At 42.6% G+C, this 19,061-nt stretch carries 25 protein-coding genes; 17 read left to right on the top strand and 8 right to left on the bottom strand.

Features of this window, described 5'->3' with window-relative positions; all coding sequences use genetic code 11:
• Window positions 1-14: 14 nt before the first annotated feature.
• The 8 genes from ACQKFG_RS16190 to ACQKFG_RS16155 all read left to right on the top strand — a co-directional run bounded on the left by ACQKFG_RS16190 (window position 15) and on the right by ACQKFG_RS16155 (window position 6,304).
• The gene (locus ACQKFG_RS16190; RefSeq protein ID WP_427560602.1) at window positions 15-227 is read left to right on the top strand and encodes a hypothetical protein; all 213 of its coding nucleotides are present in this window, start codon (window positions 15-17) and stop codon (window positions 225-227) included.
• Between the two features lie 52 nt (window positions 228-279).
• Window positions 280-555, top strand: coding sequence for a hypothetical protein (locus ACQKFG_RS16185; RefSeq protein WP_427560599.1), 276 nt, complete (start codon window positions 280-282; stop codon window positions 553-555).
• A gap of 108 nt (window positions 556-663) precedes the next feature.
• A complete protein-coding gene (locus ACQKFG_RS16180) occupies window positions 664-804 on the top strand; it encodes a hypothetical protein (RefSeq protein ID WP_342614846.1) in 141 nt (46 codons plus the stop codon).
• 22 nt (window positions 805-826) lie between these two features.
• Window positions 827-2,371 carry a gluconokinase gene (gene gntK, locus ACQKFG_RS16175; RefSeq protein ID WP_427560596.1) on the top strand — a complete coding sequence of 515 codons (1,545 nt, stop codon included), beginning with the start codon at window positions 827-829 and terminating at the stop codon, window positions 2,369-2,371.
• A 97-nt stretch (window positions 2,372-2,468) separates the two neighbouring features.
• Window positions 2,469-2,945, top strand: coding sequence for a Cys-tRNA(Pro) deacylase (gene ybaK, locus ACQKFG_RS16170; RefSeq protein WP_063234213.1), 477 nt, complete (start codon window positions 2,469-2,471; stop codon window positions 2,943-2,945).
• 86 nt (window positions 2,946-3,031) lie between these two features.
• Entirely contained in the window at window positions 3,032-4,150 is a 1,119-nt protein-coding gene (locus ACQKFG_RS16165) for a PRK06851 family protein (protein WP_427560592.1), read from the top strand.
• A gap of 166 nt (window positions 4,151-4,316) precedes the next feature.
• Window positions 4,317-5,183: a Cof-type HAD-IIB family hydrolase gene (locus ACQKFG_RS16160; RefSeq protein ID WP_192207303.1), complete on the top strand. Its 867-nt coding sequence runs from the start codon at window positions 4,317-4,319 to the stop codon at window positions 5,181-5,183.
• Between the two features lie 26 nt (window positions 5,184-5,209).
• Window positions 5,210-6,304, top strand: coding sequence for a PQQ-dependent sugar dehydrogenase (locus ACQKFG_RS16155; RefSeq protein ID WP_427560589.1), 1,095 nt, complete (start codon window positions 5,210-5,212; stop codon window positions 6,302-6,304).
• 5 nt (window positions 6,305-6,309) lie between these two features.
• On the opposite strand, the gene ACQKFG_RS16150 is transcribed toward ACQKFG_RS16155, so the two are convergent.
• Window positions 6,310-6,636 (bottom strand): hypothetical protein, encoded by a 327-nt coding sequence (locus tag ACQKFG_RS16150; protein ID WP_427560586.1) that lies wholly within the window; start codon window positions 6,634-6,636, stop codon window positions 6,310-6,312.
• Between the two features lie 151 nt (window positions 6,637-6,787).
• Between ACQKFG_RS16150 and ACQKFG_RS16145 the strand changes: the two genes are divergently transcribed.
• Window positions 6,788-7,207: a MarR family winged helix-turn-helix transcriptional regulator gene (locus ACQKFG_RS16145; RefSeq protein ID WP_228467576.1), complete on the top strand. Its 420-nt coding sequence runs from the start codon at window positions 6,788-6,790 to the stop codon at window positions 7,205-7,207.
• Window positions 7,208-7,225: 18 nt separating this feature from the next.
• A complete protein-coding gene (locus tag ACQKFG_RS16140; protein ID WP_427560583.1) occupies window positions 7,226-8,431 on the top strand; it encodes an MFS transporter in 1,206 nt (401 codons plus the stop codon).
• Window positions 8,432-8,576: 145 nt separating this feature from the next.
• Here the strand turns inward: ACQKFG_RS16140 and bshB2 are convergent, their stop codons facing one another.
• The 3 genes from bshB2 to pdxK all read right to left on the bottom strand — a co-directional run bounded on the left by bshB2 (window position 8,577) and on the right by pdxK (window position 10,639).
• The gene (gene bshB2, locus ACQKFG_RS16135; protein ID WP_098370231.1) at window positions 8,577-9,242 is read right to left on the bottom strand and encodes a bacillithiol biosynthesis deacetylase BshB2; all 666 of its coding nucleotides are present in this window, start codon (window positions 9,240-9,242) and stop codon (window positions 8,577-8,579) included.
• A gap of 97 nt (window positions 9,243-9,339) precedes the next feature.
• Window positions 9,340-9,687, bottom strand: a complete 348-nt coding sequence (locus ACQKFG_RS16130) for a YojF family protein (RefSeq protein WP_076368396.1) — start codon at window positions 9,685-9,687, stop codon at window positions 9,340-9,342.
• A 124-nt stretch (window positions 9,688-9,811) separates the two neighbouring features.
• The gene (gene pdxK, locus ACQKFG_RS16125; protein ID WP_427560578.1) at window positions 9,812-10,639 is read right to left on the bottom strand and encodes a pyridoxine/pyridoxal/pyridoxamine kinase; all 828 of its coding nucleotides are present in this window, start codon (window positions 10,637-10,639) and stop codon (window positions 9,812-9,814) included.
• A gap of 365 nt (window positions 10,640-11,004) precedes the next feature.
• On the opposite strand from pdxK, the gene mobA reads away from it, so the two are divergent.
• From mobA to ACQKFG_RS16105, 4 genes are read left to right on the top strand one after another with little or no spacing between them, the layout of a single operon-like run.
• On the top strand, window positions 11,005-11,640 hold the full coding sequence (gene mobA / locus ACQKFG_RS16120; RefSeq protein WP_427560575.1) for a molybdenum cofactor guanylyltransferase: 636 nt from the start codon (window positions 11,005-11,007) through the stop codon (window positions 11,638-11,640).
• Window positions 11,630-12,094, top strand: a complete 465-nt coding sequence (locus tag ACQKFG_RS16115; protein WP_192207297.1) for a molybdenum cofactor biosynthesis protein MoaE — start codon at window positions 11,630-11,632, stop codon at window positions 12,092-12,094. Before mobA ends, ACQKFG_RS16115 begins: the two co-directional genes overlap by 11 nt.
• Complete coding sequence (gene moaD / locus ACQKFG_RS16110) at window positions 12,087-12,320, top strand: molybdopterin converting factor subunit 1 (RefSeq protein WP_098370228.1); 234 nt, start codon at window positions 12,087-12,089, stop codon at window positions 12,318-12,320. The genes ACQKFG_RS16115 and moaD overlap by 8 nt, the downstream gene beginning before the upstream one ends.
• 24 nt (window positions 12,321-12,344) lie before the next feature.
• Window positions 12,345-13,364 carry a MoeB/ThiF family adenylyltransferase gene (locus tag ACQKFG_RS16105; protein WP_427560570.1) on the top strand — a complete coding sequence of 340 codons (1,020 nt, stop codon included), beginning with the start codon at window positions 12,345-12,347 and terminating at the stop codon, window positions 13,362-13,364.
• Window positions 13,365-13,441: 77 nt separating this feature from the next.
• Here ACQKFG_RS16105 and ACQKFG_RS16100 read toward each other — a convergent pair whose 3' ends face one another.
• A complete protein-coding gene (locus tag ACQKFG_RS16100) occupies window positions 13,442-13,789 on the bottom strand; it encodes a general stress protein (protein ID WP_192207294.1) in 348 nt (115 codons plus the stop codon).
• 135 nt (window positions 13,790-13,924) lie between these two features.
• On the bottom strand, window positions 13,925-15,358 hold the full coding sequence (locus tag ACQKFG_RS16095; protein ID WP_192207293.1) for a phospholipase D family protein: 1,434 nt from the start codon (window positions 15,356-15,358) through the stop codon (window positions 13,925-13,927).
• A 152-nt stretch (window positions 15,359-15,510) separates the two neighbouring features.
• Here ACQKFG_RS16095 and ACQKFG_RS16090 point away from each other — a divergent pair, with 152 nt between their 5' ends.
• The 3 genes from ACQKFG_RS16090 (at window position 15,511) to ACQKFG_RS16080 (ending at window position 17,111) form a co-directional block, all read left to right on the top strand.
• Window positions 15,511-16,191, top strand: a complete 681-nt coding sequence (locus tag ACQKFG_RS16090; protein ID WP_427560565.1) for a uracil-DNA glycosylase — start codon at window positions 15,511-15,513, stop codon at window positions 16,189-16,191.
• 192 nt (window positions 16,192-16,383) lie between these two features.
• Window positions 16,384-16,719, top strand: coding sequence for a YwdI family protein (locus ACQKFG_RS16085; RefSeq protein WP_427560562.1), 336 nt, complete (start codon window positions 16,384-16,386; stop codon window positions 16,717-16,719).
• 23 nt (window positions 16,720-16,742) lie between these two features.
• Complete coding sequence (locus ACQKFG_RS16080; RefSeq protein WP_076368389.1) at window positions 16,743-17,111, top strand: DUF423 domain-containing protein; 369 nt, start codon at window positions 16,743-16,745, stop codon at window positions 17,109-17,111.
• Between the two features lie 76 nt (window positions 17,112-17,187).
• Here the strand turns inward: ACQKFG_RS16080 and gerQ are convergent, their stop codons facing one another.
• Entirely contained in the window at window positions 17,188-17,703 is a 516-nt protein-coding gene (gene gerQ, locus ACQKFG_RS16075) for a spore coat protein GerQ (protein WP_192207290.1), read from the bottom strand.
• 414 nt (window positions 17,704-18,117) lie between these two features.
• Window positions 18,118-18,867, bottom strand: a complete 750-nt coding sequence (gene hemQ, locus ACQKFG_RS16070; RefSeq protein ID WP_309519622.1) for a hydrogen peroxide-dependent heme synthase — start codon at window positions 18,865-18,867, stop codon at window positions 18,118-18,120.
• Window positions 18,868-19,061 lie beyond the last annotated feature (194 nt).

Below are 19,061 nucleotides of genomic sequence, written 5' to 3'. Positions count from 1 at the left end.
AATGAACTGGTTCGATGCTTTTTTCTTTGAGAGCCCGCTTTTATGGATTCCTTTCCTTTCTTGATTTAAGATGTTTAGTTTTCTTGATCATTATCATGGCCAAAGTAAAATGGCACCCATGTATTGCGTTACTTCTCGCCTCCGTCGTTTTAGGGATTATCGCACGTATGGATATTCCGGATGTTGCAGATGCTGTTCAGACAGGGGCAGGTAATAATTTTGGTTAGATAGTACTCATTGTCGGTTTAGGTACCATGTCTGGAAAGGCGATGGCCAAGTGTGAAAATAGGAATTCCCATGTTAACTGGTCCTGTTTTTGGTTCCTGCATATCTAAAAGAATGGATGGACAAGCACCCGAGGGGTTAGCGGATCAATTCTCCAATATACATAACCGTGAGCACCCAGGTTTCGGCATTACCTTGATCATGATTTTAATGCCGTTCTTACTAATGTTGATCGGAGCTTTCGGTGCTGTGTTTGGTGAAGATTCAATATTGGAAAACCGATCATCCCCTTATGTTTCTGTGGTAGTTTCATTCTTTACATTAGGTTGAGCTAAAGGTTTTAATAAAGAAGAGCTAAGCAGATTCATGGCCGCCCTGCCTCGCCCCAACTCGATCCAACATCTTGATTATTGGAGCCGGCCATGCATTTAAAAATGCATGGGGGTGAAGCTGGGATTTTGGATAATCAAAAAGCTTTTTTTAACAGGCGCGCAAACGTTAAAGTCTTGGACGGTTATGGAAACGATTATATCAGTCGTTTCACTTATCCTAATCTTACTATTGAATTCAATTGTTTAAGAGAAAGGAGCATGATGTAAATATGGGACATTCAGGTTATATGATGGGAATCGATATTGGTACGACGAGTACGAAGGTCGTTCTTTTTTCTAAAGGGGGGGAGGTTGTCCAATCTTGTTCGAGGGGATATCCTCTTCACAGTCCAACTCCTTCCGTTGCGGAACAAGATCCCGAGGAGATTTATAAAGCGGTCATCATTGCAATAGGCGAGGTTATGATTGCAAGCGGAATAGAAAAGCAAGAACTGGGCTTCATATCCTTCAGTTCGGCGATGCATAGCTTGATTGCAATTGGTAAAGACGGTAACCCGCTGACGAATAGCATTACATGGGCAGATAATCGAAGTGTTGCCTATGCGGGGAAATTGAAGGCTTCGGAACAGGGGATGCAATTGTATCACAGAACGGGAACACCCATTCACCCAATGTCGCCAATCACGAAAGTAATGTGGTTAAGAAATGAGCATCCCGGGATTTTTAACGAAACGGAAAAATTTATAGGAATAAAAGAATACATCATCTATAAATTTTTCAATGAGTATGTGATGGATTATTCACTCGCATCTGCAACGGGCATGTTCAACTTGAATGACCTGAAGTGGGATGAAGAGGCACTCACCATCGCTGGAATCGGGGCTGACAAGCTTCCGGCGCTTGTCCCTACGACCCATATCCTCTCAGGCTTAAGTGAGGAATTAGCTGCAAAAATGAACATTCATGCTGGTACCTCGTTTGTGATTGGCGCGAGTGATGGCGTACTTGCCAACTTAGGGCAAAACGCAATCAAGCCAGGTGTTCTGGCAGTGACAATCGGAACGAGCGGTGCGGTAAGGACCGTCAGTGACCGGCCGCTTACCGATCCCAAAGGCAGGACATTCTGCTATGCCCTTACTGAGAATCATTGGGTAATCGGCGGACCGGTCAATAATGGGGGAATCACCTTCCGATGGGCCCGCGATCAATTGGGCCGTATGGAAATCGAAAAAGCGAAGGCTTCGGGACAGGACTCCTATGAGATTCTGACGGATATGGCTTCTAATATTGCACCTGGTTCAGATGGGTTGATATTCCACCCGTATATGGCAGGGGAACGGGCACCATTATGGAGTGCCGATGCAAGGGGCTCCTTCTTTGGGTTGGCGCTTCATCACACTCGTGACCATATGGTCCGGGCAGTGCTGGAGGGTGTCATGTATAATTTGTACAGCGTCCTTATTGCTGTAAAGGAGCTGACTGGTGCTCCCGAGAAGATTCATGCAAGCGGCGGATTTGTCCGGTCGAAGCTCTGGCGCCAAATCATGGCTGACATATTCAATCAAAACGTGACAATTCCTGAAAGCTTTGAGAGTTCGAGCTTAGGTGCCGCCGTTCTTGGATTATATGCTTTAGGCGAAATCGAAGGCCTTGATGAGGTTGAGGGTATGGTTGGTGAAACGAATGAACTTGTCCCAATCGAAGAGAACGTTAAAGTGTATGAAGAGTTAATGTCGATTTATTTATCCGTGAGCAGGCAATTGGAAGGTGACTACAAGAGGATCGCTGATTTCCAAAGACGCCATTTAGAATAATTTGTAGGGAAAGCACAGATGAATAAGCACTGTGCTTTTCTTTTTGCCAGGTCTTTAAAATGGTAAGATGGTAGAAAACGATAAGGGGAATCTTCTTATGGGAGCCAGTAAAACGAATGCAATGCGAATTCTTGATAACAAACGTATAGAGTATGGCATGATGAGTTATGATGCCCGCGATGGAAAAATCGACGGGATCACTGTTGCGGACAAGATCGGAAAAGCGCCGGAAACCGTTTTTAAAACGCTTGTTACCCATAACGGACCGCAGCAGCTGTACGTATTTGTCATCCCTGTAGCAACCGAACTGGACTTGAAAAAGGCAGCGAAGGCCGCAGGTGCAAAAAAAATTGAAATGCTTGCGGTTAAAGATCTGCAAAAATACACAGGGTACATTCGGGGAGGCTGTTCCCCGATCGGAATGAAAAGGCAATACCCGACCTTTATCGATGAAAGTGCAACAAACCTGCCTGAAATCATCGTAAGTGGAGGGAAAATCGGTACACAGATTGTATTAAAACCGTCAGAATTCCTGGAAGTCACCCAAGCGGAATCTGTAGCCCTCATAAAATAAAATGTTTGCCTTTAGGTATTCACCTATTGGGTCTTTTCATCATACGCTGTCTTGAAGTTATCTGTATTGTGAGGGAGAGTGTGAAAGTGACAGGAAAAGTGATGAATTATTTTGCTGGGGGCAATACGGCTAAAGGTTTTTATAGCTTATATGATTCCAATTTAAAAGGTCTGGAAAGATTATTCATATTAAAAGGCGGACCTGGTTCCGGTAAATCGACTATTATGAAAAAAATCGGCCAAGAATGGCTGGATAAAGGCTTTGACATCGAGTATTTACATTGTTCATCCGATAATGATTCCATTGATGGAATCATCATACCGGCTTTGAAAATCGGGATCGTGGATGGGACCGCCCCGCATGTGATTGAACCGAAGGCACCAGGGGCCATTGAGGAATATGTCAATCTAGGAGCAGCCTGGGATTCCCAGCAGCTGGCTTCTGAAAGAGCGGCTATCATAAAGTTGACGAATGCGAGAAGCAAGAGTTTCGATAAGGCATATGCCTTATTCGCTGAAGCATTGAAAATACATGATGAATGGGAAGACATTTATAAGGCAAATATTGATTTCGCAAAATTGAATGGGCTGACCAATAAATTGATAGAAAGCTTTTATAGAGATATCGTCCTTAATAAAAAGTCGGATGTTCGTCACCGATTCTTAGGTGCAGCTACACCAAAGGGTGCAGTTGATTTCATCCCCAATATTACTGAGGGAATACAAAAACGTTACTTTTTAAAGGGACGTCCAGGTTCCGGTAAATCAACGATGCTGAAGAAGATTGCAAAGGCGGCGGAGCAAAGAGGCTTTGATGTAGAAATATATCATTGTGGTTTCGATCCGCATAGCTTGGACATGGTAATCGTCCGGGAGGTTGGAATCGCCATATTTGACAGCACATCGCCGCATGAATATTTCCCGAGTTGTGGAGGGGATGAAATCATTGATATATATAAAACGGCCATCCTGCCAGGAACAGATGAAATATATGCAGAACAGTTAAAGGATGTTTCCACTAGGTACCGGACGAAAATGAATGAAGCGACAGCAAATCTGGCTAAGGCAAAAGAGCTGCATGACGAACTCGAAAAGATTTATGTAAAGGCAATGGATTTTACAGCCATCGACGACATTCAAAAAGACATCCAAGAACAGATTATTGAACGGGCCAAAGATGTCGATAGAAAAACGATACTACATTAAGAAAACAAACTGCACCTATCTTAATTAGGTGCAGTTTATTTATATACATAATCGGATTTTTTAATGACTGAAGTCACACCAAGAATATATACGGGTTTGTTAAACGTGTTTATCCTCGATCTTTCGGTTAAAATAGGGATTATATTGAAAAAAGGGGCCGATTGAATTGATAAAGACGATTGCGATTGATATGGACGGAACATTGCTAAACAAAATGCAAAAGGTCAGTGAGGAAAATAAACATGCCATCCAGAAGGCGCAAAGCGAGGGTGTGGAAGTGATCATTGCTACTGGAAGATCTTATGTGGAAGCTAGGTTCGCCTTGGATGAAGCAGGCATCGTTTGCCCTGTCATCTGTGTAAATGGTGCGGCCATCTTCACGGAGGACGGAAAAATTGCCGCTTCCAATCCAATGTCAGCTGCCACTGCCAAAATGGTCGCTGAATTCCTCGAAGAACAAGGGATTTATTTCGAAATATATACGAGCCAAGGGATTTATTCTAAAGACTATGAAAATGCAATATCTGTTTTGGTTGATGTATTCGTTACAGCGAATCCTGACATTGACCCTGAGGACATGCGGAAATATGCAGAGCAGCGTTTACAGCTTGGACAGGTAACTTCCATTTCCGATTATTCCGAGTTATTCAGCCGTTCGAATGAGGAATATTATAAAATCCTCAGCTTCTCAAAGGACTTAACTTTATTAAATCAAATTGCTTCGAAATTGAAAGGACAGGGAGTTACAGTCACTTCATCGGGACGTGAAAATGTGGAAATCATGAGTGAAACAGCCCAAAAAGGTACGGCATTAGAAACATATGTGAATGGAAAATCCGGCTCGATGCAGGAAACGATGGCTATCGGGGATAATTATAATGATATATCCATGTTTGAACGGGTAGGTTTGTCTGTCGCAATGGGAAATGCCCCGCTCGAAATTAAAAAACTGTGTGATGAAGTAACTGGCAGGAATGATGAAGCCGGTGTCGCGGAGGCCATTTTAAAGGTGCTTAAACAGTCAGCCTATTAAACTCATGAATCAAAGGGGGAAAGATTTTGAAAAAATCGCTCTTTTTTTTCCTTATGGCTACATTGATTTTAACTGGTTGTACCATGAATGATGGCGACAGCAAACCCCAGACGAATCCTGACAATGAAGTGACGGGCACTTTAGGGGAAGACCCGGATGTGCTGGTAACGAACCTGCAGGCCCCATGGTCGATCCAGAAGAATGGCGACACAATGTATGTGTCGGAGCGGGCAGGAACAATCGTTGAATGGGACGAGGATAAGATGATACGGCAAAAGGTCAACCTTAAAAAGACATTGTCAGCTAAAGCGGAAGCCGGGTTGCTTGGATTTTTGCTAGCTCCCGATTTCTCTAAGAGCGGGCAAGCCTTCGCCTATTATACCTATGAAGAAGGCGGGGACTCCATCAATCGAATCGTCATTTTAGAAAAAAATGATGATAAATGGCAGGAGATGGAGACCTTAATCGACGGAATACCAAGCGGGGACTACCACCATGGTGGCAGGATCAAGATTGGACCGGATGATAAGCTATACGCAACAACAGGCGATGCAAGAAAGGCTGAAATCGCACAGGACCTGGATTCTTTAGGCGGGAAAATTCTGCGCATGAACCTGGATGGCACCATTCCGAAAGATAATCCTTTCGGGAATTCATACGTCTATTCAAACGGTCACCGCAATCCACAAGGTCTGGCCTGGGATGCAGCAGGACAGTTATATGAAAGTGAACACGGAAATTCGTCACACGATGAATTAAATAAAATTGATCCAGGTAAGAACTATGGCTGGCCAGATATAGAGGGCGAAGAGCAAAAACCTGATATGGTAACACCATTGATTCATTCCGGTGAGAATACATGGGCTCCATCCGGCATGGCCCATTTTGACGGAAAGCTCTATTTTGCAGCTTTAAGGGGCGAAGCGCTTAAGAGTTATGATGTAAAAAGCGGAAAACTGACTAATATCATTACAGGCTCAGGAAGGATACGTGATGTATTCGTTGATGAGGAATTCCTTTATTTCATAAGCAATAATACAGACGGCCGAGGAAATCCTGATGAAAAGGATGATAAACTTTATCGTTTGCCACTATCTAGCTTAAAAGGAAATATGCCCTGAAGTTATCATGAGAACTCGGAGATGTGGATTTGTTCGAATGAAATCATTCCGCAACGCAAGGATCGAATATCGGAAGCCCCGCTTTTTAATAGCGGGGTTTCCTTTTTGTTTATGGCCTTGAAGCATCGACCACGAAGAGCAGGACATGGCCTAGGTTTGACCCAAACGATTTCGCCAAATTCACGAGTAAAAGCGCGAAACTCACGAGTATTCGCTCCAAATTCACGAGTATTCGACTCCAAATCCACGAGTAAAAGCGCGAAACTCACGAGTAACGTCCAAACCCACGAGTATTTACTCCAAATACACAGTATTTCTCTCCAAACTTCCAATTAAAAGCATGAACCTCCTGAATTTTGTCCTGAAGCAATGGAGAAGCTTAGGAAACAGTGTGCATACGATTATACGTTCAGCCGAAAGCTAGACATTTCTAATGAATGGGTGTATAGTTACCTAGGTAACTACTTTACAGGAGGAATACCTTTGTCCTTTAATAATGGTTTTTTTCATCATAACTTACAATTTTCGAGGTCATTTACCAAAAAGTTAAATGAACAATTGGCCAAGGTTGATCTTTTTCATTCCCAATGGTCGATTGTATATTATCTGAGTCAGTTTGGCTGTTCTACACTTGTTGAAATAAGCACATATCTAGATGTGGAGAAACCGACGGTAACCAGGACGGTAAACCGGTTGGAAGAACTTGATTTGATTGAACAAGTCCCAGGGAAAGATAAGCGGGAACGGAGAATACAGTTAACGGAGTCGGGTTTAAGGACTTATCACGAGGCCAAAAAGGTAGTTGAAGAATTTGAACTTCAATTAATGAGCGGTTTGGCTGAAGAGGATCGAGAGGCAACGTTACGAACGTTGATTTTCCTGAAGGAAAAATTAAAACAATAGTAAGGAAGAAGGATTGAAATGAATCACAAACCGAAACTGTGGACGAAAGACTTCCTGATTGTCTCGTCTGCGAACTTTTTTTTATTTTTAACTTTTTATGTCTTGATGGTGACATTGACCATTTACACGATGGATAACTTTCATGCGTCGCAGGCACAAGCCGGACTTGCTTCAAGTATTTTTGTTCTCGGGGCTGTGCTTGTCAGACCGATTGCAGGGAAAAAAATTGACAAGATTGGCCGCAGAAAGATGTTGCTTGGATCGTTGGTTCTATTCCTGGTCGCATCCATTGGCTATTTCCTGGTGAATGGTTTATCCCTCTTATTGATTGACCGGCTTATTCACGGTTTTGCTTTTGGCCTTGCCACAACGGCGACTGGAACGATTGCTGCAGATATCATTCCGAATGAAAGACGCGGGGAAGGTACAGGTTACTTTGCCATGAGTACAAACTTGGCAATGGCATTCGGTCCATTTATTGGATTGCTGATAACACAGCATTTCAGTTATTCCATCATTTTCTATGCAGCCTCCTTATTTGCCGCATTTTCTTTAGTTGCATCATTATTCATGAATGTGCCTGAAGGGGAAAAGGGTGGAGCCTCAACACAAAAAGGATTTAAAATCAGTGATTACTTTGAGAAAAGGGCACTGCCCATTTCCATTTTTATCGGATTTGCCGGATTTACCTATTCGAGCATTTTGTCCTATTTAACGTCTTTTGCAAAGGAATTGGATTTAATGGATGCGGCAAGCTTTTTCTTCGTCGTATTTGCTGTATTCCTTTTGGCGTCCCGTCCGTTTACAGGACGTATGTTTGATGTGAAGGGGGAAAATGCAGTCATTTACCCATCGCTCTTACTATTTGCCGTCGGTATGGTCATCCTCAGCCAATCCCATCACGGTATCACGCTTCTGATTGCCGGCGCCTTAATCGGAGTCGGGTATGGTACGTTCCAATCAAGCTGTCAAGCGATTTCGATTAAGGAAGCTCCATCAAATCGGATGGGATTAGCCACATCCACGTTTTTTACAATGTATGACTTCGGTATTGGTGTCGGCCCGTTCCTATTGGGATTCCTTATTCCATTTACAGGGTTCAAAGGGTTATTCATGGGAATGTCGATCTTTGCATTCATTCTTATTGGCATTTATTTCTTGGCGCATGGAAAAAAAGCTTCGGCAAGAACGAAAATGCAGCATGAAAAACGCTTGTCCGCCTAATTTTTTTCAATAGGATTGTATAAAATGAAGAATATTGGGGATGCTTATATTATGATTGATTTTCCAAGTATCCCCCTTTTCTCCGCCTGTAATCGACAGGCGTTTTTTTTATGCCATAAAAAAAAACCGCCTATTGGCGGTTTTCTTAAAATTTATAGGTCCATAATCGTTCTTTGCGGATCCAGTCCAGAAAATCTGCATCCTGATTTTCGAATTTCTCTTTCCAATCGATCACCATTGCCTGCGTTTGCGAACGGTGGGCAGTGAATGCAGCTACCTTTTTTTCTTCGACGGCAGAGATATCCTGGATGATGTCAGGCTGTCCCAATTCGTCAATGCAGTTATTCGAGAAAGCGACACAATGAAGTTTAGGTCTCTCTTTCTCTTCCATCCTTTCCACTGCCCGAACCACAGCACGTGCTGTCGCCTCATGGTCTGGATGGACACTGTATCCTGGGTAAAACGTAATGATCAATGAAGGGTTCAATTCATTGATGGCATCGGTAAATAATGAAGTCAGCTTTTCATCATCTTCAAATTCAATCGTCTTATCACGCAATCCAAGCATGCGTAAATCTTGGATGCCAATCGCATTTGCTGCATCGATCAATTCCTTTTTACGAATTTTAGGTAGCGATTCCCTTGTTGCAAATGGAGGGTTTCCTAAATTACGTCCCATTTCTCCTAAAGTTAAGCATAAATAGGTGACAGGAGTGCCCGCTTCTCTATGAAGGGCAAGCGTTCCGGAGACCGAGAAGGCTTCATCATCGGGATGTGGGAATATAACTAATACATGGCGTTCTTTTTCCAAGGTATATTTCTCCTTCCGTTCTACTTACAGTGAGTATGGTTATCGGTGAATGGGAGTTTCCATCGGAATCATATGATATATATCAAGCAAGTTGTCATCATTCAAAGGGAGTGGGACTGAGCTGCATGGAGACAGCGAGCTTTCCGGAAAAATCAAGGCCTGCCAATAGCAATCTCCCCTGTTCATCCAATTCGAAGTGGTTAACGCCTTCTGCATATACCCAGCCAATATTGAGCTTCAAGCCGATGCGGTAGGGTCCATCCCCAACTATCTTCCCATGTTCATACTGTATAAAAGCATTACGAATATAGGCACCTGCCGAAAAGAAAGCTTCATCTACATGAGTGGCATAGGCGCCATTTGTCGTTTCAAGGTGAAGATATACATCTTGTCCTGCGAAAGAATCAATGGCATTTTGCACCTCTGTACGGTCTATAGGTTTCATTCTATAATTTCCTCCTTAACTGGGCGGCTAGATAAGCTTTTCCTTCTTTCCATTTTACTAAATAAAAGCAAAAAAAGCGAAAAAGGCCGCTCGATGAATTTGAGCAGCCATTAAACTTGATGTTTTATTTTTGTGTTTTTTCTGCAATTCCATATTTATGGTATGCACCATGATTGACAGGTCCGACATAGTCATTCATTTTCCAAGAATGGCGAATCGCCTCGGTAATGAAGTCTTTAGCAATGAGGATAGCCTCACGCGGGCTTTTCCCTTCAGCCAATTGGGCTGCAATAGCTGCAGAAGAAGAACAGCCGGCACCATGTGTATTGGTCGTTTCGATTTTTTCTGATTCAAGGATTTCGAATTCTTTTCCATCATATAAAAGGTCGATGGCTTTATCAAGATCCAGCTTATTACCGCCTTTGATCAAGACATATTTTGCACCAAGTGCATGAATCTTCTCAGCTGCAGCCCTCATGTCATCAATCGTCTTGATAGGCGCAGTTCCCGCTAACTGAGCGGCCTCAAACAGGTTTGGCGTGACTACAGTTGCGCGTGGAACAAGCAGTTCCCGCAGAGCTACGGCCGTTTCAGGGTGCAATACTTCATCTTCACCTTTACATACCATAACTGGATCGATTACGACTTTGTCCAGCTTCAGCTCGTCTATTTTACGGGCAACAAGTTCAATGATTTCCACTGATCCAAGCATTCCCGTTTTCATTGCGTCAATGCCGATTGATAAAATCGTTTCGATTTGGGCTTCCAAAACTTCGACCGGTGTAGGGAATACATTATGCGACCAGCCATTCTTCGGATCCATCGTCACGATTGTCGTTAAAGCGGACATACCGTAAACGCCGAATTCTTGGAATGTCTTTAAATCTGCTTGAAGACCAGCACCGCCGCTCGAATCAGATCCGGCAACTGTCATAGCTCTTTTCATAGTCATTATGTGACCTCCTCAGGAGAATTAGTTTTCGATATTATCAGCATACCAGTTAATATCCTATTTTTAGAATATACCAAAATTTCTTATATGTAAAACTTAGTCTTCACCCTATTATGAGTGTCTTAGAGAAAGAAGTGCAATGGTTACGCATAAGTCATTTTTCGGACCTGTAATTCTGGAAACCGGATGGACGGGAAGCCTGCTTTTTGCTTTGGACCCCAATTTCCATCCTTTGATATACAAAGTAAAGTTTGAGAAGGTGTCATTATTTTCAAAGTTGATTTAAAATATTTAAATATAGCGGACACATTTAGTATAGCTTTACCGTTCTATGCTGGATTAAACCCAAAAAGGGAGGGATTCTTGTGGAATGGACAATGTTGCTTTTAGCTGGTGGGAAATCAAGTCGTATGGGAGTGAATAAGGCCCTGTTGACCATAGGTGGCGTTGTGAACATTTCAAGAGTGGCATCCGAATTGAAAAAGGTATCAGAAAACATCATGGTCATTACGAATACTTTTGAAGAATATCATTTTTTGCAACTTCAACTCATTCCGGATTTACATAAAGATCAAGGACCGCTTGGCGGATTGCATGCAGGGTTGACCTCATCGAAAACGGAGCTTCAGTTTCTTGCAGCCTGTGATATGCCGTTTGTGAGTGCAGAAGCCATAAAGGATATCATCTCCCATCATGAACCTGAATTCGATGCTGTCGTCCCAGAAATAAATGGCAGGCTCCAGCCGCTTTTTGCTGTTTACCATAAAAGGTGTCTTCCTGTATTGACGGAGTGTTTATTAAAACATGAATTAAAAATGAGTCTATTTTTGGAAAAGATTTCGGTGAAAGTCATGAAAGAAACCGACTTTAAGTTATATCGCGAGAATCCTGAACATTTTCAATACCTTTTTTTCAATATGAATACGATGGAAGATTATCAAGAGGCAGGTTATATTGATCAAACTGAATTATATATAAAGGATGGTAGACATGAATTATAATATTTCAAAAGAGCCGATTGTCATCCAGGAAGTGATTGATAAAGTAGTCAAGCGAAATGCAGGTGCCGTAACGACCTTTATTGGTACAGTGAGGGAAATGACGAAAGGAAAAAAGACTCTCTTCTTAATTTACGAAGCGTATGAGCCGATGGCCATCAAGAAATTGGAGCAAATCGGATCTGAAATCAAGGAACGTTGGCCTGATGCGGAAACGGCGATCACCCATCGTGTAGGTAAACTTGAAATCACGGATATCGCAGTGGTTATTGCCGTAAGTACGCCACATCGAAATGATGCATATGAGGCGAACAGGTATGCGATTGAAAGAATTAAAGAAATCGTCCCAATCTGGAAAAAAGAACACTGGGAAGATGGGGAGACATGGGTAGGAAACCAGTTGGAAACCGTTCCATATCCATCGGGGAAACCGGAAAAGGGGGATATTGATGATTAATGTACTTTTATTTGCCCAATTGAAAGATGAGCTAGGCAAAGAGACTCTTTCTATAGAAGGAAATGGAATGAGTGTGGCGGAGCTAAAAGGAAAAATGAAGGTGGATTTTCAATTGGAAGGTTTAGAAACCGTGATGACGGCAGTCAATGAAGAATTTGCCGATGATGACACGCTTCTATCTGATGGAGATACAGTTGCTTTCATTCCACCAGTAAGTGGAGGCTAAAGCGTTCGGAAGGGAGGATTCACGGTGAAAGAGCGATATTCAAGGCAGACTTTATTCACCCCCATTAGTGAAGGGGGCCAATTGAAAATTATGAAGAAGCATGTCTTGCTTCTTGGTGCAGGGGCTTTGGGATCAGCTAATGCCGAGGCCCTCACTCGGGCAGGAGTAGGAAAGCTTACCATTGTCGACAGGGATTATGTCGAGACCAGTAATTTACAGCGGCAACAAATGTATACGGAACAGGATGTCGAGGAAAAACTGCCAAAAGCAGAAGCGGCAAAGCGTCATTTATTTGATATCAATCATGAAGTTGAAGTGAATGCCATCATCATGGACGCAACTGCCCAGAACCTCGAACAGTTGCTTGGTGATGTTGATTTGATATTGGATGCAACCGATAACTTTGAGACACGGATGATCATTAATGATTTATCACAAAAGCTTCATATACCGTGGATTTATGGGGCATGTGTGGGGAGTGTTGGCATGACTTTGACGATCCTTCCCGGACAGACTCCATGTTTGCACTGTTTGCTGAAAGCAATCCCCATTCAAGGAATGACCTGTGACACAGGAGGGATCATATCACCAGCTGTAACGATGGTAGTGGCACACCAAACTGCCGAAGCCTTGAAAATCCTTGTTGAAGATTGGGAATCGGTACGTCCTGCACTTGTTTCTTTTGATCTGTGGAGAAATCAATACCAAACCGTTAAATTGACAAAAGCAAAAAAGAAAGATTGTCTCTCATGCGGAGAGCAGAGGACGTACCCCTTTTTAACACTGGAAAATGCAACGAAAACGGCTGTTCTTTGCGGGAGGGATACTGTACAGGTAAGGCCGCCAAAACCTTTGGAACTTCAACTCGAGAAACTGGCCAAAGATCTGGACGGCAGCGGTTATTTGGTGAAATTCAATCCATTTCTTCTCTCTTGTGAAAGAGCTGGGGAGCGTATCGTCATTTTCAAGGATGGCCGGGCGTTGATTCACGGTACGAAGGACATGGTCCATGCAAAGGCCACGTACCAAAGCATCCTGGGATAATGAGTATAAAAAACGAGGCTGCCGGTTAAGGAGCCTCGCTTTTTTATGAATTCATATAGGGTAATGGTTAGCGGGGATTAGTGTGTAACCCCGTCTTTATTATCTTGTTTGGAAGCAACGATGACTACTTTTCCTTCGTCAAGCACTTCCTCGTAACGTTCTGCCTCCATATCACTAAGGCCAAGGTTGCTCATTCGGTTACGAAGTTCATCTCCGCGTGATTTAAAGAGATTTCCGACGGTATCAAGGAAACCTTGTTCCTTCATGCCTACATCTTCTGTATTTGTATTCTCGGTAAGGTGTTTTGAACGGGTTTTATCATGGGCAAACAAATATACATCGTCTTTCGTATAACCTGATGTAACTAATTCATCGATTTTTTCCTTTGCTTGTAAACCGTTTTCCACTACATGTACTTGATACATATAAACTCCTCCTTGAATTTAGTGAGATTCTCTTGAATATAGGTAATTGGAATCTTGTTTATTACAGTTGCTGTGCAGCTATAGTAATATATAACCTCATTTGGGCACTGATAAACATTTATATAAAAGAAAATTTTAGTAAGTGGTGAAGCGGAACACCTTCTGAATGCGGTAGGTCAAGTATTTAAAGACAGGCAGTTTCTTCTGGTATTCACTGTAATCCACCGTGTATGTTCCATTTTGATTTGTCCAGAGTCTTTGAAAATAGCTATCGACGTCCTTGGAGACATCCGCATCATTTGGAGCATGGATTTCAACATTCGCTTCAAGATTATAGTCATCTAGATTGCGTGACGTATAATTAGCCGATCCTCCAAGGATAACCGTTTCATCAGCTCTTTGGATCATCATCAACTTTGTATGGAACTGTTCTTTAGCTGTTTTGTACCAGCGGATCGAGATGTTTTCATCCCCCAGTTTTTCGAATTCGGCGGCAACCGGAAGATTGGGAAGCCCGATTTTTTCACTTCCGAAAGCGTTTTGGTTCGGATCTAGTATCATTTGAACCTTCACACCCCGTTTAGCTGCATCCGTTAATGCCTCGACAACCTCGCGATCGGCAATATAGAACATGGCAAGATGGATGTTGTCCCCCTTTTTTGCATCCTTAATTGCCTTAAGGACATGTTTATTGATTTTTCCTTCCGTTAGCAGTTGTACCGATATCGGTCCTTTATCTGCTGATGTCCCTTTAAATTCAGGAAATGACTTCGGTCCTCCCGAGAATTTCGAAGCGGCTTCTTCGGCTTTAACAAAATCTCCGATGATATTCCCATCCATCTGGAATGCAATATTGGAATGGAATCCACTTGCGTCATGAGGATTGGCAGATGAGATGATGGCCGTTTTTTCAGTAGCGACCACTTTTCGGTGATTGGCTTTGATATTCATCAGTCTAAGATAAGAACGCAAGGTGACCTTTGGTGCGCTTTTAGCCATTGGATTCACAATCCAGCCTTTCCCGCTTTCACCGAACCATTGGAAAAAGGTCCGATATACACCTGAATAGAGAGGATTCGGATCCCGGAGGCGGTCTAAGTTGGTAACAATGACATCAATGCCATTTTTCTTCATCGTTTCCAACGCCTCTAGCTGGTAGGCATTATAGGAAGTATTCACTTCGTCAGTAATGAAAATGACCTGGAGGCCAGGTTTCTTTTTCTTTTGTTCAACGAGATTATCCTTCAGAGTCTCGGTTAGCTTCGGGAAGTTTATCTTTTCATCATAAAAAGCATTAAACAAAAACATGTCGATTACGATATAAGAATCAGCCTCTTCTATGGCTTGATTTATGGTCTTGAAAATTCGCTGCTCATGTTGTAGATCCCCTTGTTCATCGTGATAGGAAAGGTCATAGATGAAATCGATATCCTCGACATGGTGAACCTTTCCTTCATAGGAAATACCATCGGGGAGAGGCTTGTAGCTGTTATAGGCGATTACGAGTGCAAGGACGATCAAAATGCTGATAAGCAGATAAAATCGTTTTCTTTTGTACCATTTTTTCATAGGGAATCCTCCACATGGTTAAATTAGCTTGCTAACTTTCTATTTTCCCAATTTTGGGGTATATAGAAACATAAATCGTAATCTATGGAAAAAGGCAAGGCATGAAAGTTTGATATAATATACTTTCAAAAAGTGGAGAGGGGCTGTGGCAGATGGCAAAGCAGTTATTAACAAATGATTGGTGGCCTCTATTGGAAGAGGAATTCAAAAAAGAATATTACCAGGAGTTAAGGGGATTCATAAAGCAAGAGTACAGTCAGCAGGTCGTTCATCCCGATCAGGACGATATTTTCAATGCACTTCACTATACTTCTTATGAAGACGTAAAGGTTGTCATCCTTGGACAGGACCCTTACCATGGCCCTGGTCAAGCACATGGCCTTAGTTTTTCAGTTAAGTCGGGGGTCCGCATCCCGCCTTCTTTAAGAAATATTTTTAAAGAGTTACACACAGATCTGGGCTATGAGGTTCCGAATAATGGTTACCTAGTCGAATGGGCAAAACAGGGAGTGCTTCTATTGAATACCGTCTTGACTGTCCGTGAGGGAGAGGCCCACTCACACCGCGGAAAAGGATGGGAAATCTTTACGAACCAAGTTATTCGCCTATTGAATGACCGTCCGAAACCTGTTGTATTCATCCTGTGGGGGAAACCTGCACAAACCAAAATCCCATTAATTGATGAGACCCGTCATAAAATCATTAAGTCTGTACATCCGAGTCCGCTGTCGGCATCCCGTGGTTTCTTTGGCACCAAACCTTTTTCCACAACAAATCAAATGCTGGTGGAAATGGGGGAATCCCCAATTGATTGGAAAATCTCGAACCGATGATATGGGCAAGAAAACGAAACGGGTGAATTGTATGGCGTGCCGCCATTTCTATATAACTTGGGATCCCAGTTTTCCAAAGGGCTGCCGTGCTTTTCAATTTAAAACATCAAACCAGCCTTCTCTTGATGTCTTTCATTCTTCAGGACAGCCATGTTTGAAATTTCAAGCCAAGCCAATTAAGAGGTAGGAAATATGCAAGGTGTTTTCTTCTCTAATTTTTGCTATGCTAGTTATGATAGTTTTGACCTGTATATAGACGAGGTGGTAAAGTTGGATATTTCATCAAGACAAATGTTGGATAAAATCGAAGAGCTTGTTTTAAAAGCGAAACAGGCAAATTCAGAGGATAAGGTGCAGGGGTATGTAATCGCCATTAAGTCCCTTTGTGAAGTAATGGTGGATGAAAAAGCGGCGAACATCAGCATGCCGAAGCCAATCACATTGACCCAGCCCGTTATGCCGGCTACACCGAATGTAGAACCGGTTAAAATGGATGAAGCCAATGGGGAGTCCTTGTTCGATTTTTAAATGAGGGAAGGGGAGCGAAATAATTGAAACTGTTCATCATTTTAGGTGCATTGAATGGGTTTATTGCTGTGGCACTAGGTGCATTCGGCGCACATGGACTGGAAGGGAAAATTCCTGATAAATATTTAGAAACCTGGCAAACCGCTGTTCAATATCAAATGTTCCATGCAGTGGGTTTATTGGTAATCGGTTTATTGGCTGGGAAAATCTCAAGTCCGCTGATCAACTGGTCCGGCTGGCTTATGCTAATAGGAATTATCCTGTTTTCCGGAAGCCTATTCGTTCTAAGCGTTACGCAAATCAAAGTCCTTGGGGCCATCACACCGCTTGGCGGGGTTTCATTCTTGGTTGCTTGGGTTTTGATGATCATTGCTGCATATAAATACTTGTAATGAAAAAATTCATTCCAATATAAGAAGAGCCTCAAAATCAAATGGATTCTGAGGCTCTTCTTTTTTTGGATTTTCTTCACCTTGGCGAATAGGTGGCAAGCCCAGCGCCTCCAAATGGATATTCATATTCGATTTCTTCATCAAACGTTATATAATCTAAGTATACCATCGGGATTAAGTATCGTTTTCCCGTTTGAGGGTCGCTTATGATCAAGTGATCGCGTCCTGCAGCCTCGATGATTCCTTTGAAGATCTTAGCATTCCATTCCTTGTTGTTTTCAAATGTTGTATAAACAGTGGCTAATTTCCCTTTATTCAATCGCAAGATGTTCTCGATGTATGACGCTTCGATCGGGAGCATGCCAGGTATCTGTGGTCCGGAAGTGGCTGGACTCACCTGCATCGGCATTTGTTGTGGCGTGCCTGCCATAGTGGGCTGTTGTGGCTGGAATCCTTGCTGTTGATATCCTTGCTGCGGGTAACCTTGTTGCGGGCTAGGATTCTGCTGCCTTAGTTCAGGCTCATTATTCTCATAGGGATAATAGGGGCTTCCCCCGTACGGGTAGTTACCATAAGGATTATTTTGTGACATTGCATTCCCTCCTAAATTCAAGGTTTAGTTGATGCTGTGGAATTTGGACAATCCAAGAGTGTGGACTGGGAGAAACTGTGCGATTTATAGCGACCGGTAGTATTGTATATGTTTTCTGGACAATCCCCGGGTGGCTTAAAAAACCACAATGAAAGTTAAGCGATACATAACGGCTGCCGTTCATGATATAAATCTTATTCTCTTGCCGGCCAATGAATAGAAGTAACGTTCCTTCACCTCGCTGGAGTCAGGAATTGCCTTGATCAATTTTCCTGAAGCTGAATGGGACTGTGAAAAAATAAATTCATCACTATTGAAAATGTATGGGATGTGGATTGGATTTATTCCACAGCCGGGGAAAAATAAAAAGGAGGGGACGCAAAAAAAGCTTCCGGAAACCGGAAGCCCATCGTCTTATACGTATAGGAATGAAGGTACGTTTTCTTCCGGCAGGATATTGCCTACAAAGAAAGAACCAAATGCAGCGTAACGTGCACTCACTTCATCAAAACGCATTTCATAGATTAATTTTTTAAATTGAAGGACATCATCTGCGAAAAGTGTAACGCCCCATTCATAATCGTCAAAACCGACAGAACCCGAAATGATTTGTTTTACTTTACCGGCATAACTGCGGCCAATCAAGCCGTGGGAACGCATTAAGCCTTTGCGATCTTCCATGGAAAGCATATACCAGTTATCATCGCCATCACGACGCTTGTCCATTGGATAGAAGCATACGTGTTTCGCTTTTGGAAGTATCGGATAAAGTCTTGAACGAACATGAGGGTTCTGGTAAGGGTCCTCACCATCTCCTCCAGCTAAGTAATTGCTCAATTCCACGACGGAAACGTATGAATAAGCGGGAACAGTATATTCGGCAAGCTTCGTTTTATTGAATTCGTTTTCAATTGCATTCAATTCTTCCATGGTTGGGCGGGCAAACATAAGCATGAAGTCCGCTTTCTGACCTACGATGGAATATAGGGCATGGCTGCCTTCATTGTCGCTTTGTGTCATATTCCATTTATCCAGTAAACCTTGGAATTCCGAGATGGCCAATTGGCGTTCGTCGCTTGATAACGTTTTCCAAGAAGCCCAGTCGATTAGACGGAAATCATGTAAACAATACCAGCCGTCCAGTGTTTGTGCTGCTTCACTCATTACGATCACTCCTAAGTCTTATTATAACTTTAATATAACATAGTTTCAGTATAAGGAAATTTATATCAACCCGCAAACACCATCACTGTTTTTCGGTGTTCAAACAATTTTCAAATTTGCGGCGGATTGGCTGGGTACCAAAGTGGCTGGAAATTACCTGGCTGCTAGAGTATTCTTAAAAGAAGACGACTATG

The organism is Peribacillus sp. NPDC076916 (genome assembly GCF_050269675.1).
Taxonomy (GTDB): domain Bacteria; phylum Bacillota; class Bacilli; order Bacillales; family DSM-1321; genus Peribacillus; species Peribacillus aracenensis.
This window is presented reverse-complemented; position numbering and strand designations above follow the sequence as displayed.

Coding starts and splice junctions, on each gene's coding strand:
- ACQKFG_RS16190 (WP_427560602.1), top strand. CDS start 15: ATGCTTTTTTCTTTGAGAGCCCGCTTTTATGGATTCCTTTCCTTTCTT.
- ACQKFG_RS16180 (WP_342614846.1), top strand. CDS start 664: ATGGGGGTGAAGCTGGGATTTTGGATAATCAAAAAGCTTTTTTTAACA.
- gntK (WP_427560596.1), top strand. CDS start 827: ATGGGACATTCAGGTTATATGATGGGAATCGATATTGGTACGACGAGT.
- ybaK (WP_063234213.1), top strand. CDS start 2,469: ATGGGAGCCAGTAAAACGAATGCAATGCGAATTCTTGATAACAAACGT.
- ACQKFG_RS16140 (WP_427560583.1), top strand. CDS start 7,226: ATGAATCACAAACCGAAACTGTGGACGAAAGACTTCCTGATTGTCTCG.
- ACQKFG_RS16130 (WP_076368396.1), bottom strand. CDS start 9,687: ATGAAACCTATAGACCGTACAGAGGTGCAAAATGCCATTGATTCTTTC.
- pdxK (WP_427560578.1), bottom strand. CDS start 10,639: ATGACTATGAAAAGAGCTATGACAGTTGCCGGATCTGATTCGAGCGGC.
- ACQKFG_RS16115 (WP_192207297.1), top strand. CDS start 11,630: ATGAATTATAATATTTCAAAAGAGCCGATTGTCATCCAGGAAGTGATT.
- moaD (WP_098370228.1), top strand. CDS start 12,087: ATGATTAATGTACTTTTATTTGCCCAATTGAAAGATGAGCTAGGCAAA.
- ACQKFG_RS16100 (WP_192207294.1), bottom strand. CDS start 13,789: ATGTATCAAGTACATGTAGTGGAAAACGGTTTACAAGCAAAGGAAAAA.
- ACQKFG_RS16095 (WP_192207293.1), bottom strand. CDS start 15,358: ATGAAAAAATGGTACAAAAGAAAACGATTTTATCTGCTTATCAGCATT.
- ACQKFG_RS16090 (WP_427560565.1), top strand. CDS start 15,511: ATGGCAAAGCAGTTATTAACAAATGATTGGTGGCCTCTATTGGAAGAG.
- ACQKFG_RS16085 (WP_427560562.1), top strand. CDS start 16,384: ATGCAAGGTGTTTTCTTCTCTAATTTTTGCTATGCTAGTTATGATAGT.
- gerQ (WP_192207290.1), bottom strand. CDS start 17,703: ATGTCACAAAATAATCCTTATGGTAACTACCCGTACGGGGGAAGCCCC.
- hemQ (WP_309519622.1), bottom strand. CDS start 18,867: ATGAGTGAAGCAGCACAAACACTGGACGGCTGGTATTGTTTACATGAT.